The following is a 26,030-nucleotide window of genomic DNA, read 5'->3' on the forward strand; positions in this document are numbered from 1 at the left end:
GCCGCCGACCAGCGTGACGTGGCCGGCCTGGCCGGCGGCCGGCTCGGCCGCCACCGGAATGCCGGCGGCGCGGCAGCGGTCCAGCAGCGGCTCCCAGCCGGTCTGGCCGTCGTCGACCGCCGCGACGAGGAACGGGCGCTCGGGCAGGGGACCGTCGTGCCCGGCACCCTGCGGGGTGCTGAGGCGGGAGACGACCGCGCCGGCTGCCTCATAGCGGCGGACAGCCTGGCGGGCTGCGAAATCCGAGCCGGTGACCAGGACATCGCGCCCGGTGAGATCAATGCTGAGCTGCATGCCTATACCTCGTTTTCATCGCGGGGTCGCATGGGAATGGAAGCGCCGATCAGGACCTTCCCTTTTTCCTCGGCCGTTGCCGGGCGCATCTGGCCGCGCTCGTCCGGGACGAAGGTGATGGAATCGTCCTTCTGGTCAGGGGCGTTGACGAAGGAGCGGAACCGGCGGAGGCGCTCGGGGTCCTTCAGGGTGTCTGCCCACTCGTCGATGTAGGTGTCGACGTGCTTGGCCATGGCTGCCTCGAGGTCCTCGGCGATGCCCAGGGTGTCCTTGACCACCACGTCCTCGACGTGCTTGATGCCGCCGTCGAGCTCTTCCTGCCAGCGTGCGGTGCGCTGCAGGCGGTCGGCGGTGCGGATGTAGTACATGAAGTAGCGGTCGATGTACTTGATCAGGGTTTCGTCGTCGAGGTCCTTGGCCAGCAGCTGGGCGTGGGCCGGGGTGGCACCGCCGTTGCCGCCGACGTACAGGTTCCAGCCGTCCGCGGTGGCGATCACGCCGACGTCCTTGCCGCGGGCCTCGGCGCATTCGCGGGCGCAGCCGGAGACGCCCATCTTGAGCTTGTGCGGGCTGCGGAGTCCGCGGTAGCGGAGCTCGAGCTGGATGGCCATGGCCACCGAGTCCTGGACGCCGAAGCGGCACCAGGTGGATCCGACGCAGGACTTCACCGTGCGCAGGCTCTTGCCGTAGGCCTGGCCGGATTCGAAGCCGGCGTCAACCAGTTCCTTCCAGATTTCCGGGAGCTCCTCCAGCCGGGCGCCGAACATGTCGATGCGCTGGCCGCCGGTAATCTTGGTGTACAGGTTGTACTTTTCGGCGACGGCGGCGATGACGCCGAGCTTCTTCGGAGTGATCTCGCCGCCGGCGATGCGGGGGACCACCGAGTAAGTGCCGTCCTTCTGCATGTTGGCCAGGGCGCGGTCGTTGGTGTCCTGCAGGGTGCCGCGGCCGGCGTCCAGCACGTACGCGCTGTTCTGGCTGGCGAGGATGTTGCCGATGGTCGGCTTGCAGATGTCGCAGCCTGCACCGGTGCCGTACTTGGCCATGATCTCCTCGAAGGAGGTCAGTTCCAGGACGCGGATGGCGTCAAACAGTTCCTGGCGGGACAGTTCGATGTGCTCGCAGAGGGCCTTGGAGACCTCGACGCCGGACTTGGTCAGCTCGGTTTCCAGCAGCTTCTTCAGCATGGGCACGCAGGAACCGCACTGGGTGCCGGCGCGGGTGCAGCCCTTGAGCTCGCCGAGTTCCTGGACCGGGGCGTTGCCGTCGCAGGCGCCGCAGCCGTTGATGGCGTCGCGGATGGTTCCGGCGGTCACGTTGTTGCAGGAGCACAGGGTGGCGTCGTCCGGCAGTTCGGTTTCGGGGGCGTCGCCGCCGCCGGCAGCGCTGAGGAACGCTCCGGGCTCGGCGGGAAGTTCGCGGCCCAGGAGCGGACGCAGGCTCATGTACGGTGAGGCGTCACCCACGAAGATGCCGCCCAACAGGGTCTTGGCGTCATCCGTGGTGACAATCTTCTGGTAGACGCCGCGGGCGGGGTCGGCGTAGACGATCTCGAGGGCGTGCTCGGTCTTGGCGAAGGCGTCGCCGAAGCTGGCCACATCCACGCCGGAGAGCTTCAGCTTGGTGGCGGTGTCGAAGCCGGGGAAGGTTGCATCCCCGCCGTGCAGGCGGTCCGCCACGATCTCGGCCATGGTGTTGGCCGGGGCAACGAGGCCCAGGCACATGCCGCCGAAGTTGGCTACTTCACCAATGGCCCAGATGCCCGGTACCTCAGTGGCGCAGTAGTCGTTGATGACCACACCGCCGCGCTGGCCCAGGCTGAACACCTGTTCCTCGCCCTCGGCGGCACGGAAGAGTTCGTCGCGGGGCCGGACGCCGATGGCGACGATCACCATGTCTGCATCAATGGTGCGGCCGTCGGCCATGAGCACACCGGTGACCTGGCCTTCGCCGTCGGAAAGGACTTCCGACGGGAAGACGCCGCCGTGGACTTCAAAGCCCTTGGCCTTGATGAGGCGGCCCATTGCCTGGCCGGCTCCTTCATCGAGCTGCGTGGCCATTAGCCACTGCGAACCGTCGATGACGATCGGCGTGGCGCCCAGCTGCTCCGTGCCGGCGGCCGACTCGAGGCCGAGGAGACCGCCACCGATGGTGACCGCTTTGACCTTGCGGCCGAGCTTTTCCGTCAGTTCGGTGATGGCCTTGTTAATGGCCCAGACGTCTTCCAGCGTGCGGTACACGTGGGTGAGCTCGGCGCCCGGGATCGGCAGGCGCGCGGCATTCGAACCGGTGGCCACCACCAGTTCGTCGTATGCGAACGTGTTGCCGGCTGCGGTTTCCACCGTCTTGGCCTCGGCGTTGATCTTGACCACGCGCTCGCCGGTCTTCAGGTCCATGGAAGCGTGGTCCCACATGGCTGCCTCACCCATGGTGAGGTCGTAGTCCATATCGGTGAGGGCCTTGGAGAGCGCCACCCGGTCATAGGGGAGGTGGGCTTCCTCAGTGAGGACAGTGACATGCCAGCCTTCGAGGCCACGGGCATGCATGGCATCGGCAAAACGGTGGGCTGCAGGGCCGCCGCCGGCGACCACAATGCGGCGCGGAGTCGATGAGGTTGAGGTCTGTTCGGTCACTGTGGGCCTTTCGCTGGGCCGCAGACGGTGCTCTGCAGCTTGTGCATCCAGCCTAGGGAGGCGCAGTTTCGCTTCAGTTTCCCAATTGTTTCGTGAACTTAACTTCTGCATCACGGGATTGTTTCGAGCCATGTGAGGTGTCTTTTACGTTCTTGACACATTGACTGCACCCCGTCGAAACACCGTCACCCTAGCTTTGGTATACGGCCGCAGCGGCGGCAACAGCAGGCGCAAACACACGCCTCGCAGGACCGGCCCGCCGCCGGAAAGCACGCAAAGGGAGAGGAGCCGGACATGACGGCAACACTGGAACTTGAGGATCTCGCCACCGGGTATGCAACAGGCTGGCACCGCGTCTGCGCGGTGGAGGACCTGGAATTGGCCTGGGGCGAAGCGGCACTCGTGGACGGCCGGCAGGTGGCCCTGTTCCGCACGGGCCCCGGTGAGGTTTTCGCCGTTGCGCAGGAGGACCCGGCCACCGGCGCCTTCGTTATGGCGCGCGGCATCCTCGGATCGCGCGGCATGCGCCCCACCATCGCCTCGCCGCTGCACAAGGAGGTCTACGACCTCGAGACGGGCGAGTGCTTCGGCAACGGGGACCTGCGCCTGGCGACCTTCGGCACGCGCATCGTGGACGGCTTCATCGAGGTTGAGCTCTAAGGCTCAACCTCCAGCGGCCCGCCATTTGAAGGGCACAAGGCAAGTTATAGACCCAGGGCCTCGCGCACGTCAGTGAGCACGTGGTCCAGCGCGGCCCTTGCCGCCAGCCGGGCCTCGGGCAGTTCAGCGGCTGAGCCGACGCTTTGGATGACCTCCAGGTAGCACTTGAGTTTCGGCTCCGTGCCGCTCGGCCGGATGATCACGCGGCTGAGGTCGCGGGTTACATAGAGCAGCCCGTCGGTCGGAGGCAGCTGTTCGCTGCCTTCGGCCAGATCCACGAATGACTCCACGGCCGACCCGCCAAACGATTCGGGCGGGTTGACGCGGAGCCGGTTCATCATTGCATCCAGCAGGCCGAGGTCACCCACGCGGATGCTCAGCTGGTCACTCGCGTGGAGCCCGTGCACCAGGTACAGCTCGTCCAAGGTGTCGAAGATCGTCTTGCCCTCAGCCTTGGCTGCGGCCGCCAATTCCGCGATCAGCACCGCGGCGGACAGTCCGTCCTTGTCCCGGACCAGGTCCGGCGCTACACAGTAACCCAGCGCCTCCTCATAGCCGTAGACGAGGCCCGGCACCCGGGAAATCCACTTGAACCCGGTCAGCGTTTCCTCATGGGCATACCCGGCTGCGGCGGCGATGCGTGAAAGCAGCCGCGAGGAAACAACCGAATTGGCGAACACGCCGCCGCCCGCCTCCGCGCCGGCAGCGTCCGCTCCGGTTGCGTCCGCTCTGGAGGCGGCCAGGCGCGCCACGACGTGCGCTCCCAGCAGGGCGCCCACCTCATCGCCCCGCAGCATCCGCCACGCACCCGTGTCCGGGTCCTTCGCGGCCACGGCGGCACGGTCTGCGTCCGGGTCGTTGGCCAGAACGATGTCCGCGTCCGCCTGCATCGCCTCACCCAGGGCCAGATCCAGGGCGCCCGGTTCCTCAGGGTTGGGAAAACTGACGGTGGGGAAGTCCGGGTCCGGCTCCGCCTGTTCGCTGACCAGCGTTACGTCGGTGAATCCAGCTGCCCGGAGGACGGAGACAGCCGTCGCTCCACCAACGCCGTGCAACGGTGTCAGGACGATTTTCAGGTCCCGGGCCGGGAAGAGCCTGCGGTCGGCCAGCCCTGCCGTGGCGGCCCCGTAGTACTGGACGATCCCGTCGTCCAGGACCGTCCAGCCGTCCCGGGCCAGGGGGATGGAGGCGAGATCGCCAACCTTGCTGATTTCGATGGCGATCAGGGCGTCGTACGGCGCCACGATCTGTGCGCCCCGGCCGCTTTCCTCCACCGCATGCCGGCCGAGGTACACCTTGTAGCCGTTGTCCTGCGGAGGGTTGTGGCTGGCTGTGACCATCACGCCGCCGTCGCACTCCAGCGCCCGGACCGCATACGCCAGCACCGGCGTGGGCAGGGGAGCCGGCATCAGGAACGTCTCGATGCCCGCCGCAGTGAACACGGCCGCCGTCTCGGTCGCGAAAATGTCGGAGTTGTAGCGGGCGTCGTAGCCGACGACGGCGCGTGGACGTGCTCCGGGCGCAGCCTCCGCCACCGTCCGGACCAGGAAATTGGCGAAGCCCGCCGCTGCGCGGCGGACCACGACTCGGTTCATTCGGTTGGGTCCCGGGCCCAGGGCGGCACGCAGGCCGGCCGTTCCGAACTGCAGCGTTCCCCGGAAGCTGTCTTCAAGGTCCTGCCGGGCGGCGGGCGTGCCGGCCTCGGTGAGCTTCACGAGCTCGGTCAGCGTTGCCGCGGTACGGGGATCCGGATCCTGGGCGGCCCAGGCACGGGCGTCGTTGAGCAGCTGCAGATCGGCTTCGGAAGGCGTCATGGCATCCAAACTATCGTCAAAGTGCGGCGGAGCGGTGCCGGACGGGGCTGCTGGCCGGTCACAATTTCGCCGGTCCGTGGCGGCCGGAGCGATTCTTGACAGGAGATTCTGGACACGTACTGTCTTGGTTGTGAAGTTGAACCAGGGGGTGGAGTGGGCCCTCCACTGCTGCGTCAACATGGCTTGGGCGCCAGCCGGGGAACCGATCAGCAGCGGCCGACTGGCCGAGCTGTATAAGCTGCCGCCGGCGTACCTGAACAAGCAGCTTCAGTGCCTGGTGCGGGCGGGCGTCCTGCAGTCCGTGTCCGGTCCCAGGGGAGGGTTCCAGCTGGCACGGCGGCCTGACCGGATCTCGGTGCTGGACGTAGTGCTGGCCATCGAAGGGCGGGACCTGGCGTTCCGCTGCGACGGCATCCTGGCCCACTGCCCAGGCGATGACGATGACGAGGACTACTTCCGCAGCTGCATCATTTCGCAGTCCATGCGGCAGGCCGAGCTGGCCTGGCGGACCGAACTCGCGCGGCAGACCGTGGCAGGCATGGCACAGTCCCTCGAACGTCGGTTCCCCGAGGCTCGGGCCAGTTCGCTCGCCCAACTCCTCGGCAACAACGACGCGGGGTCACTTAGCGCCCCTTCCGAAGGCCGCAACGGGCGCTAGGTGTCCCCACCCGCCCCCTTTCCCTCGCAAGTCCGCACCGGCTCCCTACCCTCGCAAGCTCGGGCTGGTGCCCTCGCCCGGGCGGCTCCACGGCCAGGGAACCCGGCGGGCGCGGGCCCCCCGCGCAACGGTTAGAGCCGGCCGATAATCTCCGCCAGGAGCTTGGAGATGCGCGGCCCCGCAGCGTGTCCGGCTTCAAGCACTTCCTCATGGCTCAGCGGCGTCGGGCTGATGCCGGCCGCGAGGTTGGTGACCAGCGAGATGCCGAAGACCTCCATTCCGGCGTGCCGGGCAGCGATAGCCTCCAGCGCCGTCGACATGCCCACCAGCTCGGCTCCGATCCGCTTGGCGTACTGCACCTCGGCAGGCGTCTCGTAGTGCGGGCCGGTGAACTGGGCGTAGACACCTTCGTTCAGGGACGGGTCCACCTCGCGGGCCAAATCCCGGATCCGCGAGGAGTAGAGATCGGTCAGGTCCACGAAGGTGGCGCCCTCGAGCGGGGAGGCCGCGGTGAGGTTGATGTGATCTTTGATGAGCACGGGGGTGCCGGGTGCCCAGTCTTCGTTCAGCCCGCCGCAGCCGTTGGTGATCACCAGGGTCCGGCAGCCGGCGGCGGCTGCGGTGCGGACGCCGTGGGCAACAGCGCGGACGCCCTTGCCCTCGTAGAAGTGGGTGCGGGCGCCCAGGACCAGTGCGCGCTTGCCTTCACGCGTCAGCACCGACCGAATGGTGCCCACGTGTCCCTCCACGGCGGGAGCCGAAAAGCCTGGGACCTCCGAAGCCGCCAGCGTCGCGGTGGTTTCGCCAATGAGGTCGGCGGCCTCGGCCCAGCCCGAGCCCAGGACCAAGGCGATGTCGTGCGTTGCGACGCCGGTCTCCGACGCGATGTAGTCCGCCGCCGTCCGCGCTGCCTCGAAGGGATCAGTGTCCGGGAATTCTGTTGTGCTCACCCGGTCCAAGCTACCGTGCCGGAGCTGGTGCGGGCAGCAGAAACGCCTCCCTTGCGGGCTGCCCGGCAAGCCCCGGAAGATTGGTGGTCCGGCGCCGGATGCAGGAGAATGACTTCTTGTGACTATGCATCCTGATTTCAGCGCCCCCCGAATCGCAATCCTCGGCGGAGGTCCGGGCGGCTACGAAGCCGCCATGGTGGCCGCCTCGCTGGGAGCCCAAGTCACCATCATCGAGCGGGCAGGCCTCGGAGGCTCCGCGGTGCTGACCGACGTCGTGCCGTCCAAGACGCTGATCGCGACGGCGGACCTGATGACCCGCGTCGGCGGTGCCGGGGAACTGGGAGTCAAGTTTGACGTCGACGGCGGGGACTTCGTTCCGGTCATGCGCGCGGATCTCAAGCACATTAACGACCGCCTGCTCGGCCTCGCCCGCCAGCAGTCCGTGGACATCCAGACCGGCCTGGAGCACCAGAACGTCCGCATCCTGAACGGCTCCGGCAAGCTGGTGGACAGCCACACCATCGAGGTCCTGACGGTCCACGGAACCGAAACCGTTGAGGCGGACGCCATCCTGCTGACCGTCGGGGCGCACCCGCGGGAACTGCCCACGGCACGGCCGGACGGCGAACGGATCCTGAACTGGGCCCAGATCTACAACCTGGACGAGCTGCCGGAGGAACTGATCGTGGTTGGTTCCGGCGTGACCGGCGCCGAGTTCGCCTCCGCCTACAATGGCCTGGGCTCGAAGGTCACCCTGATCTCCAGCCGCGACCGCGTGCTTCCGGGTTCCGACACGGACGCCGCCGAGGTGTTGGAAGAGGTTTTCGAACGCCGCGGCGTGAAGGTGCTGTCCCGTTCGCGGGCCGAGACGGTGGAACGGACCGACGACGGCGTGGTGGTCACCCTCGGGGACGGCTCCAAGGTCACGGGCAGCCACTGCCTGGTCTGCGTGGGCTCCATTCCCAACACGGCCGGCATCGGCCTGGAGGAAGCCGGCGTCGCACTGACCGAAAGCGGCCACATCAAGGTCGACGGCGTCTCCCGCACCACCGCCCCGAACATCTACGCCGCGGGCGACTGCACCGGCGTCCTGGCCCTCGCCTCCGTCGCGGCCATGCAGGGCCGGATCGCGATCGCGCACTTCCTGGGCGACCAGGTGACCCCCATCAAGCTGCACCAGGTGGCGTCCAACATCTTCACCTCGCCCGAGATCGCGTCGGTGGGTGTGTCCGAGGCAGAGATCGAGTCCGGCAAGTACCAGGGCGACATCATCAAGCTGTCCCTGAAGAGCAACGCCCGCGCCAAGATGCGCAACGTCAAGGACGGCTTCGTCAAGATCTTCGCACGCAAGGGGTCCGGGACAGTGATCGGCGGCGTGGTAGTCGGCGCCAACGCGTCCGAGCTGATCTTCGCCATCTCCATCGCGGTGAAGCAGAAACTGCACGTCGACGACGTCGCCAGCACCTTCACGGTGTACCCGTCGCTGAGCGGCTCCATCTCCGAGGCTGCACGCCGGCTGCACGTGCACATCTAAGCGGCGCCGCACATCCTGTGAATGGCGGCTTGCTCCTAGTCGCCACCGGCAGAGCTGAGTAAAATTCAGACTGTCGATCCCCGGGGTGGCGGCACCGGGCCACGACAGACCGATCACGAGCGGTCAGCCAAGCGGAGAGTACTTCCGGACGGTCGGACCGCGGAAGCCAGGAGCATGCCATGATCACTGTTCAAAAAGCCGCAATCAACACCGCCCTCGTCGCGGCCCTCGTGGGCGGCGGTGCCTACCTCGCCATGGGCTATCCCGTTCTTTCTTCGGCCACAAGCAGCACCGGAAGCCAGTCCAGTACGGACTCCGCCAAAGGTGGCCACCAGGCCAACGGGATTACCGAGCAGATGCTGACGGGGACCACCGCCACCCGTGTGAAGAATGCGGTGCTCGCGGCCAACCCCGGCGCGACGGTCCACCGGGTTGAGACCGACGCCGAGGGCGCAGTCTACGAAGCACACATCACGAAGGCTGACGGCTCGCGGGCGACGGTGAAGCTGGACGGTTCCTTCAACATCACGGCCACCCAAGCCGGGCACGGACTCAGGTAATTGGCGGCGACTCAGGAACAGGCGTAGGGAGGAACAGCGTCGCCGGGCGTGAAGGGCTCGAACCAGTGCCGAATATCCAGCTTGCCAGTATCCTGTTCGCTGGCGCCATCGTGGAGTGCGGCGTCCGCGTACAGTATTGCTGAGTCGGCGTCCTCCAGCAGGACCTCCTCAACGAGGGCCCGCCACTCCTCGGGGAGGTCCAGTTCGTAAATGTCCTCGGTGATCCTTGCCTGGTCGAGCAGGCAATGGACAGCGAGCTCGCCTGCGAGGCAGCCGGGAGCAGCCCAGCCGCGGGCAAAGGACGCAGTGACGTCTGCTGCCACCACGATGAACCGCTGCGTGAACTTCGCGTCATAGTTGGAAGCGAACTGCGGGGGCAGCGAGGACAGCACGGACGTTCCCGCGATGGCCTCGGGCGTGACCGTCTCCAGCCCATGCAGCGTGCCGAGGTCACGGAACAGCTGGTCGATGAGGATGCTGGACGAATTCCATAGCAGGCCCGCCAGCAGCCGCGTCTGGCGGGCAGACCGCTCCCGGTCGCCGGAGCCGGCGGAGGCCATCTCCGCCAGGTCCTCGGGATCGAACTGGAGCCGCTGCTCGGCTGTCATGTCGTCGGGATGCGGGTCCAGCCCCAGGAGTTCGAGGCTCAGTCCGGTGAGCTTCTCGGAGTCGGCCAGCAGTTCTTCGGTGATGTCGTCGTCTTCGTCGGCATTCATGCTCCCGATGGTACCGGCCAGCAGCTGCATGCCCGATTTGTGTGACGCGTCCCCTCAAGAGTCCATGGCCATGATCAGGGCCCGGTTACCCGCCAGCGGCCTTAGGCGGCAGCCCCCTGAAAGTGCTTCTCGATCAGCCCCTTGATGTCCTCGTGGCAGCCGCCGCAGCCGGTGCCCGCACGGGTGGAAGCGGAGACTTCGGCCACCGTGGAGCAGCCGCCGGACACGGCGTCGGCGATCTTGCCTCCGCTGACGCCGGCGCACCGGCACACCGTGCTCTCGGGGTCGTTGGAGGCGCCCGCGGACGCGAGCTGGTCGGGCCCGTCCAGGCGCAGGAGCAGTGACCTGTCCGCGGGCAGTTCGGCGCCGCGTTCGAAGAGCTGCACCAGCTCTCCCGCGGTGCGCGGCATGCCCACGCTGACCACGCCCTCCAGCACACCGCCGCGGGTGGTCATCTTGACGTAGCGACCGTGCTCGGGGTCGGCCCACTGGGCGATCTGCAGCCGCGGCCTGCCGTTGACGGCGCCGGCCGTCAGGACTTCCTCATCCCAGGGATCGGCCGAGTTGTCCCCGGCCACGGCCATGTTCATGCCACGGGCCTTCAGCACGATCACACCGGGTTTTTCCTGGGGGAGCGGGGGCAGTGAATCGGCGTCCTCCGCGGCACCCTCGGACAGGAGCAGGAGGTATTCGGCGAGCCATTCGGCCTGCCGCCAGCCGGGTCCTACCAGGCCGGACGGTCCGCGCGCTGTGCGGCACTCGGTGCAGGCAGGATCAGGGCAGCGGACCTCGGCGCAGTCGCCGATGGCGAAGATGTGCGGCTCGTGGTGGGCGCGCAGCCGGTGGTCCACCAGGATGCCCGTCCCGGTGGAGAGCCCGCAGCCCTCGGCGAGCTCAATGCGCGGGCGGACGCCGCAGGACAGGACCAGCAGGTCGCCGTCAATCGCCGACCCGTCGTCGAGCAGCAGAGCCGAGAACCCGCCGTCGGGCGCGTTGTGCTCAATGCCCGTGGAACGGGCGTTGCCGGCCACCCGGACGCCGCAGCTGCGCAGGCCCGCGGCCAGCACGGCGCCGCCGCCGCGGTCGATGTTCCGGCCCAGCGGATGGGGGCCGTTGTGCACCACCGTGACCGTGGCGCCTTCCTCTGCAGCCGCGAGGGCCGTCTCAAGCCCCAGCACGCCGCCGCCCAGCACCACCACGCGCTTGCGGCCGGCCACCGCCTGGCGCAGTACCTCGGCGTCACGGAGGTCGCGGAGCGCAGTCACACCCGGCGGAAGCACGGGCGCGGCAGGGTCCGGGTTCAGTCCCGTGAGGTTGGGGATCACTGGTCGGGAGCCGGTGGCGAAGACCAGCCGGTCGTAGTGGGCCGAAGTGCCGTCGGAGAGGATGACGGACTGCCGCGCGCGGTCCACGCGCCGGACCTTCACGCCCAGCCGGACGTCCACGCCGTCGGCCACCAGCGCTGCTGCGTCGGCGAGGGCCAGCGCCTCGGGGGTGGTGCGGCCAACCCCGAGGTCGGCCACCAGCACCCGGTTGTAGGCTGCCTGGGTTTCCTGGCCGATGACCGTCAGCCCCACCTGCCCGGCACGCAGTGCCGGCAGCAGTTCGTCGACCAGCCGTGCGGCCACCGGACCGAATCCGACAATTACAATCTGCTCGCTCATGAGGCCTCCGCTGTCTGAAGAAGACTGGTGTTCGGGGCGGCAACTGCCAGCCGGACCCACACTTTGTTGAACTTGAATTCGGGCATCCCGGAGATGGGATCCGTGGCCGCTTCCGTCAGCCGGTTCGCGCTTTCCAGTTCGGGAAAGTGGAACGGCAGGAAGACGGTTTCGGGGCGGATGGCGGTGCTGAGCTCGGCCCGGCAGACCACCTCGCCGCGCTCGTTAGCCACCGAGACCTCTGCGCCGTCCGTGATGCCCATGGCCGCCGCGGCGGCCGGGTGGATCTGCATCCTGGCCTCAGGCTGGGCGGCCAGGAGCTCGGCCACCCGCCGCGTCTGGGCGCCCGACTGGTAGTGCTCCAGCAGCCGGCCGGTGATGAGGGTCATCGGCTTGGCGGCCGGGTCAGGATGCGCCATGGAAGTACGACGGCGGCGGGGGGCTACCGCGGTCATGACCGCCTTTCCGTCGGGATGGGCAAACGCGTCCAGGAACATGCGGGGCGTTCCGGTGCTGCCGGCGGGGTAGGGCCAGTATGCGGCCGCGCCGCCGTCCAGCATGGCGTAGTCGATGCCGGAGTAGTCGGCCGCCCCGCCGGCGGAGGCCAGGCGCAGCTCTTCGAAGACGGTCTCCGGATCGTCGCTGTAGGTGGACGGTGCGTCGAGTGCCTCGGCCAGCCGGGCCATGATCCATAGCTCGCTGCGGGCACCGGCGGGTGGCTGGATCGCCTGGCGGCGGCGGAGGACGCGGCCTTCGAGGTTGGTCAGGGTGCCTTCCTCCTCGGCCCACTGCAGCACCGGCAGGACGAGGTCCGCCTCGGCTGCGGTCTCGGACATGAAGAAGTCGCAGACCACCAGGAAATCCAGGCTGCGGAGCCCGCGGATGACGGCGTTGGCGTCCGGCGAGGCGACGGCGATGTTGGATGCGTGCACGAAAAGGCAGCGGACGCCGTCGGGCTGTCCCAGTGACTTGAGCAGCTGTACGGCCGGCAGGCCGGGGCCGGGGATGAGGGACTCATCCACCCCCCAGACCGAAGCCATGTGGGCCCGGGCGGCGGGGTCGGTGATCTTGCGGTAGCCGGGCAGCTGGTCGGCCTTCTGGCCGTGCTCGCGGCCGCCCTGGCCGTTGCCCTGGCCGGTGAGGGTGCCGTAGCCGCTGCGGGCGCTGCCGGGCAGGCCCAGCAGGAGGCTGAGGTTGATGGCCGCCGTGGCGGTGTCGGTGCCGTCGACGTGCTGCTCCACGCCGCGTCCGGTCAGGATGTAGCTGCCGCCCAGGCGGGCGCCGGCGGCCAGCCGCCGGGCCGTCTCGCGGATGAGGTCGGCGGGTACGCCGGTGATGGTCTGGACCCGCTCGGGCCAGTAGGCGTTGACGGACCGGACCACGGCGTCGAAGCCGGTGGTGCGGGCCTGGATGTAGTCGGCGTCGAGGAGGCCTTCGTGGATCACCACGTGGGAGATGCCCAGCAGCAGGGTGAGGTCGGTGCCCGGCAGGGGCTGCAGGTGGATGCCGCCGCCGTCGGAGGTGAATCTGGCCGTGGCGGAACGCCGCGGGTCCACCACAATGAAACCGCCGGCGTCGCGGACGCCCTGCAGGTGCTGGACGAACGGCGGCATGGTCTCGGCGACGTTGGAGCCGAGCATCAGGATGGTGCTGGCGGTGTCCAGCGCCTCAAGCGGGAAGGGCAGTCCGCGGTCCAGGCCGAAGGCCCGCATGCCCGCGGCGGCCGCTGACGACATGCAGAACCGGCCGTTGTAGTCGATCCGGGAGGTGCCCAGCGCGAGGCGGGCGAACTTGCCCAACTGGTACGCCTTTTCGTTGGTGAGGCCGCCGCCGCCGAAGACGCCGACGGAGTCCGCACCGTACCTGGCGCGGGCGTCCTTGACGGCGGCCGTGACGCGGCCCAGGGCCTCGTCCCAGGAGATGGGGCGGAAGACGCCGTCGGGCCCCTTGAACATGGGCTCGGTGACGCGACCGGGGTGCTGCAGGAGCGACGCGGACGTCCACCCCTTGCGGCAGAGACCGCCGCGGTTGGTGGGGAAGTCGCGGCCGCTCACTTCAAGGGCCGGCACAGCCGGCACGGGGCCTGACCCCGGCTGCAAAGCCGGGGTCAGGCCCGCAGCGGCCGGAGCCGCCGGGGACTTGAGCGTCATGGCGCACTGCAAGGCGCAGTAAGGGCAGTGCGTGTCGGCGCTTTTGGTCATGTTAGACGTGTCCCATCGCGTTTCGGTTGGCGTTGCGGATGTAGCAGAACCAGCAGACGGCCAGCATCAGGACGTACGCTCCGACGAAGCCGTAGAAGGCCGGGGTGTAGGAGCCGCTGGCCGTGTTGGAGGCGTTCAGCACCTGCGGGATGACGAAGCCGCCGTAGGCCCCGATGGCGGAGATCAGACCGAGCGCGGAGGACGCCAGGCGCTGGGTCTGCACCGAGCTGGCTCCGGAGCGGGCCGCACGGCTGGACGTCGCAAAGATCACCGGGATCATGCGGTACGTGGCGCCGTTTCCGAAGCCGCTGGCGGTGAACAGCATCAGGAACAGCACCAGGAAGAGCCAGAAGTTCTTCAGCGGCAGCGTCCAGATCATCGTCAGCGTGATGACGGCCATCGCGGCGAAGGCTGACACTGTCATCCGGGCCCCGCCCATGCGGTCAGCCATGCGGCCGCCGTACGGGCGGGCCAGCGAGCCGACCAGCGGGCCGAGGAAGGCCAGGGAAAGGGCCACTGCGCCGACCGAGATGGAGGAGAAGGCCGGGAAGTAGTCCTTGATGAGCTTGGGGAAGACACCGGCGAAGCCGATAAAGGAGCCGAACGTTCCGATGTAGAGCAGCGCCATGACCCACAGGTGGGGTTCCTTGATCGCTGCCAGGGATCCGGCCACGTCGCCCTTGGCGCTCGTGAGGTTGTTCATGTACTTGTAGGCGCCGAAGGCCGCCAGGAGGATGAGCGGAACCCACATGAGGCCGGCGACGGGAAGGCTGACGGTACCGGCAGCCAGCAGAGTGATGGCGATCGGGACAGCGAGCTGTGCCACGGCTGCGCCGAGGTTGCCGCCGGCGGCGTTCAGGCCCAGCGCCCAGCCCTTTTCACGGGCCGGGTAGAAGAAGGTGATGTTGGCCATGGAGCTGGCGAAGTTGCCGCCGCCGAAGCCTGCAAGGGCCGCCACGAACAGCATGACGCCGAACGGTGTCTCCGGATTGGAGACGCACAGTGCGAGCCCGGTGGAGGGGATCAGCAGCAGCAGGGCCGAGACGATGGTCCAGTTCCGGCCACCGAAGCGCGGAACCATGAATGTGTAGGGGATCCGGAGCGTGGCGCCGACGAGGCTCGGCATGGAGATCAGCCAGAAGATCTCGGACGTGCTGAACGTAAATCCTGCGGCGGGGAGCTGGACCACCACGATGGACCACAGCTGCCAGACGACGAAGCCCAGGAACTCGGCGAAGATGGACCAGTTGAGGTTGCGGCGCGCGATCGAGCGGCCCTGGGATTCCCACTGCTGCTTGTTCTCGGCGTCCCAATTGGCAATCCAGCGTCCGGGACGCTCTTCAAGGGCGGGTGCCTCGGTGGTGGTGGCGGCAGCAAGATCGAGGGAATTGTGGGTTCCGGCGTCTGCGGTGCGGTCAGCAGTCACGGTATACCTCCTTGGGGAATGGTGTCCTTCCAAGGTAGGGATGGCGCGTTTCGCAGACGGTCGCCGTTTGTTAACGTGCTGTGACATTTGCCTATCAGCCCGCTTCGGGCGGCGTTAGGCTTGCAGGACGACCTCATGCTGAGACAACTTTGGAAGTCCGAATACTGGACCGCTTGTCCGTTGCGTGGACGGCGGGAACTAAGATTGAACTCTGTTTTATCCCCATGTTTGGAGGGGCTTCCGAGCGAGGTCCGTCCAGCTCTCATGAAAGCGTCCCCACATGTCATCGCCTGCAACGTCAACGGAACATGGCACCGCCAAACCGGTGAACTCCAAGGGCAAAGTGATCTTTGCCAGCCTCATCGGAACGACGATCGAGTTCTATGACTTCTACATCTACGCAACCGCGTCGGTGCTGGTCTTCCCCAAGCTGTTCTTCCCCCAGGCCACGGAGGTCAACGCCCTCCTGAGCTCCTTCGCTATTTTCGGCGTCGCGTTCGTCGCCCGGCCCATCGGCTCGGTCCTGTTCGGACACTTCGGCGACAAGTTCGGCCGCAAGGGCACCCTGGTTGCCTCCCTCCTCACCATGGGCCTGGCCACGTTCTTCATCGGGCTGCTGCCGACCGCCTCCGTGGCGGGCTGGACCGTCCTCGCGCCGCTGATGCTGGTGCTGCTGCGCTTTGCCCAGGGGCTTGCGCTCGGCGGTGAATGGTCAGGCGCGGCACTGCTGGCCACGGAGAACGCCCCCGAAGGCAAGCGCGCCATCTACGGCACGTTCCCGCAGCTCGGTGCCCCCATTGGCTTCATCCTGGCCAACCTGCTCTTCATCTGGTTCAACGCTGCTCTCAGCCCGGAGGAATTTGCGGCCTGGGGCTGGCGGGTTCCGTTCCTGCTCAGCGCCGTCCTGGTGATCGTGGGCCTGTATGTGCGCCTCAAGCTCGTGGAAAGTGTCTCGTTCCAGAAGGTCCTGAAGGAAGACAAAGTGGCAAAGGTTCCGTTCGCGGCAACCTTCAAGAACCACTGGCGCCCGGTGCTGGCCGGAACCTTCATCATGCTGGCCACCTACGTGCTGTTCTACATCATGACCTCCTTCACGCTGACCTACGGCACCAAGCCCGCCTCCGTTGAGGCCGCCCAGGCCGCCGCGGAGAAGGCCGGCAAGCCGATGTCCGCCGCCGAAATTGCCAGCTTCGTTCCCGGCCTGGGTGTTTCCCGCGGTGACTTCCTCTGGATGCTCATCCTCGGCGTCGTCTTCTTCGGAATCTTTACCCTCGTGTCCGGCCCGCTGGCCGAGAAGTGGGGCCGCCGCAAGTTCCTCATGGGCGTCACCGCAGGCATCTTTGTGTTCGGCGCGCTCTGGTTCACCATGTTCGGCCCCGGCCCAGGAGCGGCAATCGTCGGCCTCATCGTCGGCTTCACGCTGATGGGCCTCACCTTCGGCCCGATGGCGGCGATCCTGCCGGAACTGTTCCCGTCCAACGTGCGGTACACCGGCTCGGCCGTCGCGTACAACCTCTCCAGCGTCATCGGCGCCGCTCCGGCGTCATTCATTGCCATTGCCCTGTGGCAGGCGACCGGCGGCAGCACCTGGCTCGTCGGCGTCTACATGGCAGCCGCCGCCGTGCTGACGTTCATCGCGCTGTGGATCACCCGCGAAACCAAGAACACGGACTACGAGAACAACGTGGCCTGATTTTCAGCTTTAGATGCATCAATGAAAATGCCCGGTGGATCACACCGGGCATTTTCATGTGCTGAAGAGCTTTAGTCTTCGATCGTCGCGATCACGGCGCCTGCTGCCACCGTCTGGCCCGCCGCGGCGGACAGGCCGGTGATGGTGCCGGCGCGGTGTGCCGTGAGCGGCTGCTCCATCTTCATCGCCTCCAGTACGACGACGAGATCACCTTCGGCGACGACGTCGCCGTCGGCCACGGCCACCTTTACGATCGTTCCCTGCATGGGGGACGTCAGGGCGTTGCCGCCCGCCGCGGCGGCGGCGCCGCCGGTGCGGCTGCGCTTCTTGGACTTGGCCGGCTTCGCGCCGGCCGCTGCGGCCCCGCCGAAGCCGAGGCCGGCGGGCAGTGCCACCTCGAGGCGCTTGCCGCCCACTTCCACCACCACGGTGCGGCGCTCAGCGGCGTCCTCACCCTCCGGTGCGGCGCCGTTGGGCGTCCAGGCGGGAAGGTCATTGACGAATTCGGTTTCAATCCAGCGGGTGTGGACGCTGAACGGACCCTCGGCCGGCGCGAACGCCGGGTTGCTGACCACGGCCAGGTCGAAGGGGATGACGGTGGGAATACCTTCCACCACCATTTCCTCAAGGGCTCGGCGGGCGCGCTGCAGGGCCTGCGGACGGTTCGCTCCGGTGACAATCAGCTTCGACAGCATCGAGTCGAAGTTGCCGCTGATAACGTCGCCCTCTTCGATGCCCGAGTCAATGCGGATGCCGGGGCCGGTGGGGTTCTTCAGGGTGCTCACGGTGCCCGGTGCGGGCATGAAGTTGCGGCCCGGATCCTCGCCGGTGATGCGGAACTCGAAGGAATGGCCTCGGACCTCGGGGTCGCCGTAGCCCAGTTCTTCACCGCAGGCCAGGCGGAACTGCTCCCGGACCAGGTCGATGCCGGTGACCTCCTCGGAGACGCAGTGCTCCACCTGCAGGCGGGTGTTGACCTCGAGGAAGGAGATGGTGCCGTCCTGGCCGACGAGGAACTCGCAGGTTCCGGCGCCGAGGTAGCCGGCTTCCTTCAGGATGGCCTTGGACGATTCGTAGAGGCGCAGGTTCTGCTCCGCCGTCAGGAAGGGGGCCGGGGCCTCCTCCACGAGCTTCTGGTTGCGGCGCTGGAGTGAGCAGTCGCGGGTGGAGACCACCACCACGTTGCCATGGGCGTCGGCGAGGCACTGGGTTTCAACGTGGCGGGGGGCGTCGAGGAACCTCTCAATGAAGCACTCACCGCGGCCGAAGGCGGCCGTGGCCTCGCGGACGGCGGAATCGAACAGCTCGGGGATTTCCTCGCGGGTGCGGGCCACCTTGATGCCGCGCCCGCCGCCGCCGAAGGCGGCCTTGATGGCCACGGGCAGGCCGAACTTGTCCACGAATTCCAGGATTTCCTCGGCGGACTCAACGGGGTCCGCGGTGCCGGGGACCTGCGGGGCGCCCACCTTCTCGGCGATGTGGCGGGCCTGGACCTTGTCGCCCAGGGCGGAGATGGATTCCGGCGAGGGGCCGATCCAGGTGATGCCGGCGTCGATGACCTTGGCAGCGAACTGGGCGTTCTCGGACAGGAAGCCGTAGCCGGGGTGGATGGCGTCGGCGCCGGACTGGCGGGCCACCTCGATCAGCTTGTCCATCACGAGGTAGGACTCGGCCGCAGTGTTCCCGCCCAGGGCATACGCTTCGTCGGCGAGCCGGACGTGGAGGGCGTTCCGGTCAGGATCGGCGTAGACGGCGACGGAGGCGATGCCCTCGTCCCGGGCTGCGCGGATGACGCGGACGGCGATTTCACCGCGGTTCGCGATCAGAACCTTGGTGATTTTTGAATGCACTGGACCTGCGGACTGCTCCGGCTTTACTGACAAGGCGTCTCCTTCTTTCCTTCAGGGAGCCTAGCCTGATTTTGAGGATTCCGCCGATATTACTGGCGGAATCCGCGGGTTAGAGACCCGGCCTTTGTAGGAAAGCTACAACTCCCCGGGAATTGCCGAGTCCGGCAGGTCCTGCCAGAACTCGGTGATGCTCACGTTCGCCTGGGCCAGCAGGGAACGGAGTGTGGATACCGACAGTCCGACGACGGCGTGCGGGTCGCCGTCGACTTTCCGGATGAAGGCGCCGCCCAGGCCGTCGATGGTGAAGGAGCCGGCGCAGTGCAGTGGCTCGCCGGTGGCGATGTAGGCATCGATCTCCGCGATCTCCATCTCCATGAAATGGACCTCAGCGGAAGCGACGCTGCCCAGCGTGGCGCCGGAGCCGCCGTCGTCGTCCGTGTCGCGGCAGTCCACCAGCCAGTGGCCGGTGTGCAGGACCCCGCTGCTGCCGCTCATCCGCAGCATCCGCTGCCGGGCAACGTCCACGGTGTACGGCTTGCCGTGCGACTCACCGGCGAACTCGAAGACGGAATCGCAGCCCAGCACCAGGGCCCCCTCGGCTTCCGGCAGCGACGCAACGGCCTCGGCCTTGGCCCGGGCCAGGAGCAGGGCGGTGTCGTGCGGATCGGTGACGCCGTAGCGCGCCTGCACGGCATCCTCGTCGACGTCGGACACGAGGACCTCGTGTTCGATGCCGGCCTCAGTCAGGAGCTTGGTGCGGGCGGGGGACTGGGAGGCAAGGATGAGGCGGGTCACGGCTCCAGCCTAATTCATCCCTTTTTTTGCGGGCGGGAACCTCCTAGCGCGCGCCGACCTCCGCGGGCTCGGCCGCCCCGGCGGCTGGTGCGTGGCTGCCGAGCTTCGCACCTTCCACGTCGACGTCCGGCAGGATGCGGTCCAGCCAGCGCGGCAGCCACCACGCCTTCTCGCCGAGGAGGTACATGACGGCCGGAACGATCGTCATCCGCACCACGAAAGCGTCAACCAGCACGCCGAATGCCATCGCGAAGCCGAGCGGCCGGACCATGTTCAGATGCGAGAAGATGAAGCCCGCGAAGACGCTGACCATGATGATGGCGGCGGCGGTAACCACCGCGGAAGCGTGGCTGAAGCCGGAGCGCACGGCGTGCTTCGCGGACTCGCCGTGCATGAAGGACTCACGCATGCCCGAGGCGATGAACACCTGGTAGTCCATGGCCAGCCCGAACAGGACGCCGATCAGGATGATCGGCAGGAAGCTCAGCACGGCGCCGGGGTTGTCGACGCCGAACACCGCACCCAGCCAGCCCCACTGGTACACCGCCACCACGGCACCGAAGGCGGCCGCAAGGGAAAGCAGGAAGCCGCCGGTCGCCAGCAACGGCACCACGATCGAGCGGAACACCAGCAGCAGCAGGATCAGCGAGAGCCCCACCACGATGGCCAGGTACGACGGCAGGGCGTCGCCCAGCTTCGTGGAAACGTCAATGTTGCCTGCCGTCTGGCCCGTGAGTCCGATGCTGACTCCGGTGGAGTCCTCAATGTTGGCCTTCTCGGCGCGGATGCCGGAGACCACGTTGACGGTGCTGGCGCTCGCCGGTCCTTCCTTCGGGATGACCTGGAACACCGCCGTCCCGCGGTCCGCACTCAGTGCCACCGGAATGACTGCGGTCACGTTTTCCGTCTTGCGCAGGATGTCCGCAACGTCCAGCTGCTTGGCCGTTGCTTCACTTTCGCTCAGGCCGTCCGGGAAATCACCCACCACGATGATCGGTCCCGTCATGCCTTCGCCGAAGCTGCGCTTGGTGGCGTCATACGCCTTGAAGGCCTGGGAATCGGCAGGTTCCGAGCCGCCGTCGGGCAGGGCGAGCCGCAGCTGGGCAGCGGGCAGCGCCACAATGCCCAGCGCCAGGACCCCGGCCAGCAGGGCCAGAACCGGGTGCCTGGTGACCAGTCCGCCCCAGCCGTGGCTGCTGCGGTGTTCGTCCTTGGCGCGGTCCTCAGCCTCACGGTTGGGATCGGCGTTGTGCTTCTCGGCCTTGGCCCAGGCCCGCCTGGAGATCAGTCTCCTGCCCATGAAGGAGAGGATCGCCGGCGTCAGCGTCAGGGCGACGAGGACGGCAACCGCGACGGTGCCGGCCGCGGACACGCCCATGACCCCCAGGAACGGAAGCCCCGGGACCACCAGGGCCGCGAGGGCGATGATGACCGTCAGGCCGGCAAAGAGCACGGCATTGCCGGAGGTTCCGGTGGCACGGGCCACCGACTCCTCCGCGTCCATGCCTGCCAGCAGCTGCCCGCGGTGGCGGTTGACGATGAACAGCGAGTAGTCGATGCCGACGGCGAGGCCCAGCATGAGCGCTAGCATCGGGGAAATGGAACTCATGTCAATGAGGCCGCTCAGTGCCATGGTGGCGCCAACACCCACCGCCACGCCGATCACTGCCATCAGCAGCGGCAGCCCGGCGGCCACCAGCGTCCCGAGCATCATGATCAGGACCAGTGCCGCCACGCCGATGCCGATGATCTCAGCCACGCCAAAGATCTCGGAGACGTCCTCGCTGATTTCCTTGCTGGGCAGCGCGGTAACGCCGGCCGAGGAGACCTCCTGCACGATGTCCTGGACTTCCTGGCGCACTTTGGGATCCAGCCCGTTGATGGAGGTCTTGAACTGGACCTGCGCAATGGCCGCCTTGCCGTCCTCAGAGACGAAACGCAAACCCTGCGAAGCCTCGACCTGGCGCTTGGCCAGCTCCAGCCTGGCCGCGCCGGCCTCCGCTTCCCTGGTGCCGGCGTCGAGCTTTTCCTGGCCGGCGGCCAGGGCGGCCTTCTGCTGCCCCAGCTGGGCCTCGATGGCCGACGGCGGCAGTCCGGCAGCGGTCATCTGCGCCTCGGCCGCGGCCAGCTGTTCCTTGCCGGCGGCCAGATCGCCTGCGGCCTTCTCCAGTGCGGCCTTGCCCGCGGTTGCCTTGGCCTCGCCGGCGGACAGATCCCCGGCGGCCTTGTCCAGCTGGGCCTGCGTGGCGAACGGGTCGACGGTTCCCCGGACGTCCGGGAGGGCCTTGAGCTTGGTCAGGGCAGCGGACACCGCGTCCTTGCCCGCCTGGCTGAACGTGGCGTCATTTGCCTGGAAGACAACCCCGGCCGAGCCGCCGGATGACGCCGGCAGCTCCTTTTGGAGCTTGTCGGCCATCTGCTGGGTTTCCGTGCCCGGAATCTGGAAGTTGTTGGACAGCGCGCCGGAAAAGGCTGCCCCTGCGCCGCCGACTGCCAGCAGGACCGCCAGCCAGAGCGAGACGACGAGCCACCGGTGACGGTAGGAAAACTTGCCGAGGCGGTACAGGAGAAGTGCCATGTCAGGACCGTTCTGCGTTGCGGGTGGACGGTTTGGCGGAAGATTCATCCGACGGGGGATCCGATGCCGGCCCGGCGAAACCCGATCCGAGGAGCCCCATCGAATCGATGAGCAGCTGCCGGAGGATCGCCAGCGACTCGGGGGAGAGGTCCGGGCCGCAGCGGCGGAACCACACGTCCATGGCCGCCTTGCCGCAGGAGACCACCGAACCTGCGAGGGCCCGGACGTAGAGCTCGCCCTGGTCGGCGCCGGTGCCCTGTTCACTCCCGGTACCCTGTTCAGTCCTGGGGCCCTGCGGGGAACGCTCCCGGGCGGCAGCAACAATCTGCTCGGTGCAGTGGTCCCAGGCCTCAAGCTCGGAGCGGGCCATGAGCGGATTGCCCTGGGTCAGGCCGAACAGCTCGGCCAGCGGCGCCACCGTCATGGGATCGGCCAGTGCCACCAACGCGGCGCGGGCGGATTCGAGGATTGGTTCGTCAGCGGGACGCCGGCGGAACTGCTCAAGGGCGCTGTCCAGGAAGCCGTGGGTCACCGACGCGATGGCGGCTTCCGTGCTGCTGAAGTAATTGAAGAAGGTCCGGCGTGAGATGCCAGCCGCTTCTGCAATGTCCTCGACCGTGAAGTTGCCGGGGCCGTGCTGCCGCAGGAGGGCAAGCGTGGAGCCGGTGATGGCCTGCCGGGTGGCAGCCTTGTTCAGCTCGCGCCGGGAAACGGGTCCGCCGGCGTCGGTCGGCACGGGAGCAAACGACGAAGTCGACGCCGTAGAGGAAGAACTGGAAGTGGGCACTCGGTTACACTACGTGCAATTTTGCACTGTGCGCAAGTGCTTGGAAGCCTCACAGCTTAGCCACCAATATTCACAGCGTCTTCACAGTCGGACGAAAGCAGTTCTTGAGGAGGAGGGTGCATCCTGTTGTCGTGGCCGGCACGGCGGCAATGATGCCTCAAGGCCGGTGGATCGAGGAGCAGACCATGGAGCGTTCGAAGAAAGTGGCCCTCGGACTGGGCGCGACTGCCCTGGCACTTGGCGCCGGATTCGGTGTCACCGGAATGGCAGCCACCACAACAGCCACTCCCACGCCTACCCCCACGCCCAGCAGCCCATCCAGCGGTCCCACTGACGAACTGCGTTTCGACGACGGCTGGCACGGGCATGGGCATGGCCATGGACGTGGTCACGGGGTCCTCAAGGGGGATGCCGCGGCGCTCGCGGCCAAGCTCGGCGTGGACCAGGCCAAGCTGGCGGACGCCCTGCGGGCCTACCGCCAGGCCAACCACCCGCCCGGCCGCCGCGCCGACGGCACCAAGCCGGACAAGGCAGCTAAGGAAGCGGCACTGGCAGCCTCGCTGGCCAAGTCGCTGGGGATGGATGAGGCCAATGTCAAGGCCGCACTGGAGGAACTCCGCATCCAGGCGCAGACGGACCGGGCGGCTGCCCTGAAAGGCCGGCTGGATCAGGCGGTGAAGGACGGCACACTTACGCAGGCCGAAGCCGACGCCGTCACCAAAGCGGTCGGGAAGGGTGTGATCGGCGGCCGCTAGGCCTAATCGGCAGGCCCGGAGGCCGCTGCGGCCCGGTCACGCCGGTGGGGATGGTCCGTCAGTTTGTCCGCTCGACGGCGGCGAGGATCGCCGCTCCGAGCTCCGCCGGCTTGGTGAACTGCGGCCAGTGTCCGGTGGGAAGGTCCACGAGTTCAACATCGCGGATGCGGGCCAGTTCCTCAACGTAGGGGTGCCCGGCGTCCATCCACTCCGTCAGCAGGGATGTGGGGAACTCGCAGGCAATCACCGTGGCCGGGACCTCGTAGCGGCGTACGTCGTGGAGGTGCTGTTTGTCGCAGGCCACGGCCTTGGGCTGCGGGATGGACCGCGCGCGGAATGCTTCCCGCAGCCCGTCGTCGAGATCGGTGAGGTCGGCGTCGTCGAACACGTCCCAGGAGGGCAGCGGGATCTCATCACCCTCAGCCGGCAGCTCATCGTTGATGACCCCGCCTTCCCCGAGCGGTCCGCTGTCCACGTAGACAGCCCGCACCACGCGGTCCGGCCGTTCGTCCACGGCGCCGTGGATGATGGCGCCTCCGCCGGAGTGGCCGACGAGGACCAGCGGGCCCTCAATGCCGTCAATGGCCTCCACCACGGCGTTGATGTGGTCACGGAGCCCGATGCCGGTCCGGTTGGCGTCCTTCGCCTCGAGCCCCGGGAGGGTCAGAGCATGGATCTGGTGGCCCGCCTGCACCAGCGGGGGAGTGACCCCGGACCAGGATGAACCATCGAGCCAGAAACCGGGAACCAGAATGATGTCCATGCCGGTACCCTACCCTTGCTGCCTGCCGCCGGGGACCCATTTGGGCGGCCGGTCTTAAATGGGTGTGCCCCGGGGATGAACCCCGGGGCACACGCCTTCTTGCCAAGGTCAGGCCTTGGACACAGCCAGCTCACGCTCGACGGCGGCGGGTGCCTCTTCCTCGCGGAAGGCCTCACCGGTGTGAGGTGCATTGTAGAGGGTTTCATCGAGGATGCCCTGGCGTTTGGCCACGATGGTGGGCACGAGTGCCTGGCCGGCCACGTTGACCGCCGTGCGGCCCATATCCAGGATGGGGTCGATGGCCAGCAGGAGTCCGACGCCGGCCAGCGGCAGTCCCAGCGTGGAGAGGGTCAGCGTCAGCATGACGACGGCGCCGGTGGTTCCCGCCGTCGCAGCGGACCCCAGGACGGAGACCAGCGCGATCAGCAGGTACTGGCTGAAGTCGAGCTGGATTCCGAAGAACTGGGCCACGAAGATCGCGGCGACGGCCGGGTAGATTGCCGCGCAGCCGTCCATCTTGGTGGTGGCGCCCAGCGGAACGGCGAAGGAGGCGTAGCCCCGGGGAACGCCGAGGTTGCGCTCGGTGACGCGCTGGGTCAGCGGCAGCGTACCGATGGAGGAACGGGAAACGAAGGCGAGCTGGATGGCCGGCCATGCGCCGGAGAAGTACTGCCGGACCGACAGGCCGTGGGAGCGGACCAGGGCCGGGTAGACGCCGAACAGCACCAAGGCGAGGCCGATGTAGATGGCAACGGTGAACTTGCCCAGCGAGCCGATAGTGTCCCAGCCGTAGACGGCCACCGCGTTGCCGATCAGGCCCACGGTGCCCAGCGGCGCGATGCGGATGATCCACCACAGCACCTTCTGGATGACGGCCAGCGCAGAGGCGTTCAGGGCCAGGAACGGCTCGGCCTGCTTGCCCACCTTCAGGGCGGCAACACCGACGGCGATGGCGATCACCAGGATCTGCAGGACGTTGAAGCTGACGGACGTGGTCACGGCGCCGGAGTCGGTGACAGTGGAGCTGGCGCCAAGGCCCAGGAAGTTCTTGGGGAACAGGCCGATGAGGAATGCCCACCAGTCGCCCTGCTTGCCGTCGTACTCCGCGTCGCCGGCGATGCCCGTGTTTGCGCCCGGCTGCAGGAGCACGCCCAGGCCGATGCCGATCAGCACGGCGACCAGGGACGTGATCGCGAACCACAGCAGCGTGTTCCAGGCGAGCCGCGCCGCGTTGGAGACCTCACGCAGGTTGGAAATGGAGCTCACCACGGCGGTGAAGATCAGCGGCACGACGGCGGTCTGCAGCAGCGACACATAGCTGGAGCCGATCGTCTGCAGCGTGGCGCCCAGCCCGTTGGGGTTGGTCTTGGTGCTGCCGGTGTACTTGGCCAGCAGGCCGAGGCCCAGCCCGACGATCAGGGCGGCGATGATCTGGAACCCGAAGGAGCCTGCCCACCGCGGCAGCTGGAAGCCGGAACGCCCGGCCGTGGATGAAGTGGTTTGATTGCTCACCCGAAACAAATTAGGGCGTATAAAATACAGCTTCCACTCGATATTGAGAAATGTTACGCGCCTTGGCTGGCCGCCCGCCGCATGGTGCCCGTAAAAACGGCGCCATGCGGGACTTTTATGAAGTTATTCCGTCGGACGATGTGGCAAACATCTCGCCCGCACCGGCCCCCTCAGGGGCTTTCGACGGGCT

20 protein-coding genes are annotated in these 26,030 nt (G+C 67.5%); 6 read left to right on the plus strand and 14 right to left on the minus strand.

The window, feature by feature from the left end; all coding sequences use genetic code 11:
* Both G9E11_RS14205 and nirB read right to left on the minus strand, forming a co-directional pair.
* The coding region (locus G9E11_RS14205; RefSeq protein ID WP_479686152.1) for a VOC family protein at positions 1-294 on the minus strand (294 nt) is incomplete at its 3' end.
* A gap of 2 nt (positions 295-296) precedes the next feature.
* On the minus strand, positions 297-2,927 hold the full coding sequence (gene nirB, locus G9E11_RS14210) for a nitrite reductase large subunit NirB (protein WP_190606746.1): 2,631 nt from the start codon (positions 2,925-2,927) through the stop codon (positions 297-299).
* A 294-nt stretch (positions 2,928-3,221) separates the two neighbouring features.
* Here nirB and nirD point away from each other — a divergent pair, with 294 nt between their 5' ends.
* Positions 3,222-3,587, plus strand: coding sequence for a nitrite reductase small subunit NirD (gene nirD / locus G9E11_RS14215; protein ID WP_190606749.1), 366 nt, complete (start codon positions 3,222-3,224; stop codon positions 3,585-3,587).
* Positions 3,588-3,631: 44 nt separating this feature from the next.
* Here the strand turns inward: nirD and G9E11_RS14220 are convergent, their stop codons facing one another.
* Complete coding sequence (locus G9E11_RS14220) at positions 3,632-5,401, minus strand: phospho-sugar mutase (protein ID WP_190606751.1); 1,770 nt, start codon at positions 5,399-5,401, stop codon at positions 3,632-3,634.
* A gap of 130 nt (positions 5,402-5,531) precedes the next feature.
* On the opposite strand from G9E11_RS14220, the gene G9E11_RS14225 reads away from it, so the two are divergent.
* Positions 5,532-6,059 carry an RrF2 family transcriptional regulator gene (locus G9E11_RS14225; RefSeq protein ID WP_190606753.1) on the plus strand — a complete coding sequence of 176 codons (528 nt, stop codon included), beginning with the start codon at positions 5,532-5,534 and terminating at the stop codon, positions 6,057-6,059.
* Positions 6,060-6,190: 131 nt separating this feature from the next.
* Here the strand turns inward: G9E11_RS14225 and G9E11_RS14230 are convergent, their stop codons facing one another.
* Positions 6,191-7,009, minus strand: a complete 819-nt coding sequence (locus G9E11_RS14230; RefSeq protein WP_190606755.1) for a purine-nucleoside phosphorylase — start codon at positions 7,007-7,009, stop codon at positions 6,191-6,193.
* Between the two features lie 118 nt (positions 7,010-7,127).
* Between G9E11_RS14230 and G9E11_RS14235 the strand changes: the two genes are divergently transcribed.
* Together G9E11_RS14235 and G9E11_RS14240 are read left to right on the plus strand one after the other, a co-directional pair.
* On the plus strand, positions 7,128-8,543 hold the full coding sequence (locus tag G9E11_RS14235) for an NAD(P)H-quinone dehydrogenase (RefSeq protein ID WP_190606757.1): 1,416 nt from the start codon (positions 7,128-7,130) through the stop codon (positions 8,541-8,543).
* A 179-nt stretch (positions 8,544-8,722) separates the two neighbouring features.
* Positions 8,723-9,103, plus strand: a complete 381-nt coding sequence (locus G9E11_RS14240; RefSeq protein WP_190606759.1) for a hypothetical protein — start codon at positions 8,723-8,725, stop codon at positions 9,101-9,103.
* Between the two features lie 11 nt (positions 9,104-9,114).
* On the opposite strand, the gene G9E11_RS14245 is transcribed toward G9E11_RS14240, so the two are convergent.
* From G9E11_RS14245 to G9E11_RS14260, 4 genes are all read right to left on the minus strand, one after another.
* Positions 9,115-9,819 carry a hypothetical protein gene (locus tag G9E11_RS14245; protein WP_190606761.1) on the minus strand — a complete coding sequence of 235 codons (705 nt, stop codon included), beginning with the start codon at positions 9,817-9,819 and terminating at the stop codon, positions 9,115-9,117.
* A 101-nt stretch (positions 9,820-9,920) separates the two neighbouring features.
* Positions 9,921-11,483: an FAD-dependent oxidoreductase gene (locus tag G9E11_RS14250; RefSeq protein WP_190606764.1), complete on the minus strand. Its 1,563-nt coding sequence runs from the start codon at positions 11,481-11,483 to the stop codon at positions 9,921-9,923.
* The gene (locus G9E11_RS14255; protein WP_190606766.1) at positions 11,480-13,681 is read right to left on the minus strand and encodes a molybdopterin oxidoreductase family protein; all 2,202 of its coding nucleotides are present in this window, start codon (positions 13,679-13,681) and stop codon (positions 11,480-11,482) included. The genes G9E11_RS14250 and G9E11_RS14255 overlap by 4 nt, the downstream gene beginning before the upstream one ends.
* A 1-nt stretch (position 13,682) precedes the next feature.
* Complete coding sequence (locus G9E11_RS14260; protein WP_190606767.1) at positions 13,683-15,107, minus strand: MFS transporter; 1,425 nt, start codon at positions 15,105-15,107, stop codon at positions 13,683-13,685.
* Positions 15,108-15,387: 280 nt separating this feature from the next.
* Between G9E11_RS14260 and G9E11_RS14265 the strand changes: the two genes are divergently transcribed.
* The gene (locus G9E11_RS14265) at positions 15,388-16,800 is read left to right on the plus strand and encodes an MFS transporter (protein WP_190606769.1); all 1,413 of its coding nucleotides are present in this window, start codon (positions 15,388-15,390) and stop codon (positions 16,798-16,800) included.
* A 71-nt stretch (positions 16,801-16,871) separates the two neighbouring features.
* Here the strand turns inward: G9E11_RS14265 and G9E11_RS14270 are convergent, their stop codons facing one another.
* From G9E11_RS14270 to G9E11_RS14285, 4 genes are all read right to left on the minus strand, one after another.
* Positions 16,872-18,683: an acetyl/propionyl/methylcrotonyl-CoA carboxylase subunit alpha gene (locus G9E11_RS14270; RefSeq protein WP_190606771.1), complete on the minus strand. Its 1,812-nt coding sequence runs from the start codon at positions 18,681-18,683 to the stop codon at positions 16,872-16,874.
* 102 nt (positions 18,684-18,785) lie between these two features.
* Positions 18,786-19,445 carry a Maf family protein gene (locus G9E11_RS14275; protein WP_190606773.1) on the minus strand — a complete coding sequence of 220 codons (660 nt, stop codon included), beginning with the start codon at positions 19,443-19,445 and terminating at the stop codon, positions 18,786-18,788.
* Positions 19,446-19,488: 43 nt separating this feature from the next.
* Positions 19,489-22,023, minus strand: coding sequence for an MMPL family transporter (locus G9E11_RS14280; RefSeq protein WP_190606776.1), 2,535 nt, complete (start codon positions 22,021-22,023; stop codon positions 19,489-19,491).
* 1 nt (position 22,024) lies between these two features.
* The gene (locus G9E11_RS14285; RefSeq protein ID WP_190607098.1) at positions 22,025-22,759 is read right to left on the minus strand and encodes a TetR/AcrR family transcriptional regulator; all 735 of its coding nucleotides are present in this window, start codon (positions 22,757-22,759) and stop codon (positions 22,025-22,027) included.
* A gap of 236 nt (positions 22,760-22,995) precedes the next feature.
* On the opposite strand from G9E11_RS14285, the gene G9E11_RS14290 reads away from it, so the two are divergent.
* Entirely contained in the window at positions 22,996-23,565 is a 570-nt protein-coding gene (locus G9E11_RS14290; RefSeq protein WP_190607100.1) for a hypothetical protein, read from the plus strand.
* Between the two features lie 58 nt (positions 23,566-23,623).
* Here the strand turns inward: G9E11_RS14290 and G9E11_RS14295 are convergent, their stop codons facing one another.
* Together G9E11_RS14295 and G9E11_RS14300 are read right to left on the minus strand one after the other, a co-directional pair.
* Positions 23,624-24,328, minus strand: coding sequence for an alpha/beta fold hydrolase (locus G9E11_RS14295; protein ID WP_190606778.1), 705 nt, complete (start codon positions 24,326-24,328; stop codon positions 23,624-23,626).
* Between the two features lie 108 nt (positions 24,329-24,436).
* Positions 24,437-25,840: a dicarboxylate/amino acid:cation symporter gene (locus tag G9E11_RS14300; RefSeq protein ID WP_190606780.1), complete on the minus strand. Its 1,404-nt coding sequence runs from the start codon at positions 25,838-25,840 to the stop codon at positions 24,437-24,439.
* Positions 25,841-26,030: the final 190 nt, after the last annotated feature.

This window comes from Arthrobacter ipis (assembly GCF_014694315.1).
GTDB lineage: Bacteria > Actinomycetota > Actinomycetes > Actinomycetales > Micrococcaceae > Arthrobacter > Arthrobacter ipis.

Bases quoted from the DNA above. Each gene is read 5' to 3' on its own strand.
- nirD (WP_190606749.1), top strand. From the start codon at position 3,222: ATGACGGCAACACTGGAACTTGAGGATCTCGCCACCGGGTATGCAACA.
- G9E11_RS14220 (WP_190606751.1), bottom strand. From the start codon at position 5,401: ATGACGCCTTCCGAAGCCGATCTGCAGCTGCTCAACGACGCCCGTGCC.
- G9E11_RS14240 (WP_190606759.1), top strand. From the start codon at position 8,723: ATGATCACTGTTCAAAAAGCCGCAATCAACACCGCCCTCGTCGCGGCC.
- G9E11_RS14245 (WP_190606761.1), bottom strand. From the start codon at position 9,819: ATGAATGCCGACGAAGACGACGACATCACCGAAGAACTGCTGGCCGAC.
- G9E11_RS14250 (WP_190606764.1), bottom strand. From the start codon at position 11,483: ATGAGCGAGCAGATTGTAATTGTCGGATTCGGTCCGGTGGCCGCACGG.
- G9E11_RS14255 (WP_190606766.1), bottom strand. From the start codon at position 13,681: ATGACCAAAAGCGCCGACACGCACTGCCCTTACTGCGCCTTGCAGTGC.
- G9E11_RS14265 (WP_190606769.1), top strand. From the start codon at position 15,388: ATGTCATCGCCTGCAACGTCAACGGAACATGGCACCGCCAAACCGGTG.
- G9E11_RS14280 (WP_190606776.1), bottom strand. From the start codon at position 22,023: ATGGCACTTCTCCTGTACCGCCTCGGCAAGTTTTCCTACCGTCACCGG.
- G9E11_RS14290 (WP_190607100.1), top strand. From the start codon at position 22,996: ATGGAGCGTTCGAAGAAAGTGGCCCTCGGACTGGGCGCGACTGCCCTG.
- G9E11_RS14295 (WP_190606778.1), bottom strand. From the start codon at position 24,328: ATGGACATCATTCTGGTTCCCGGTTTCTGGCTCGATGGTTCATCCTGG.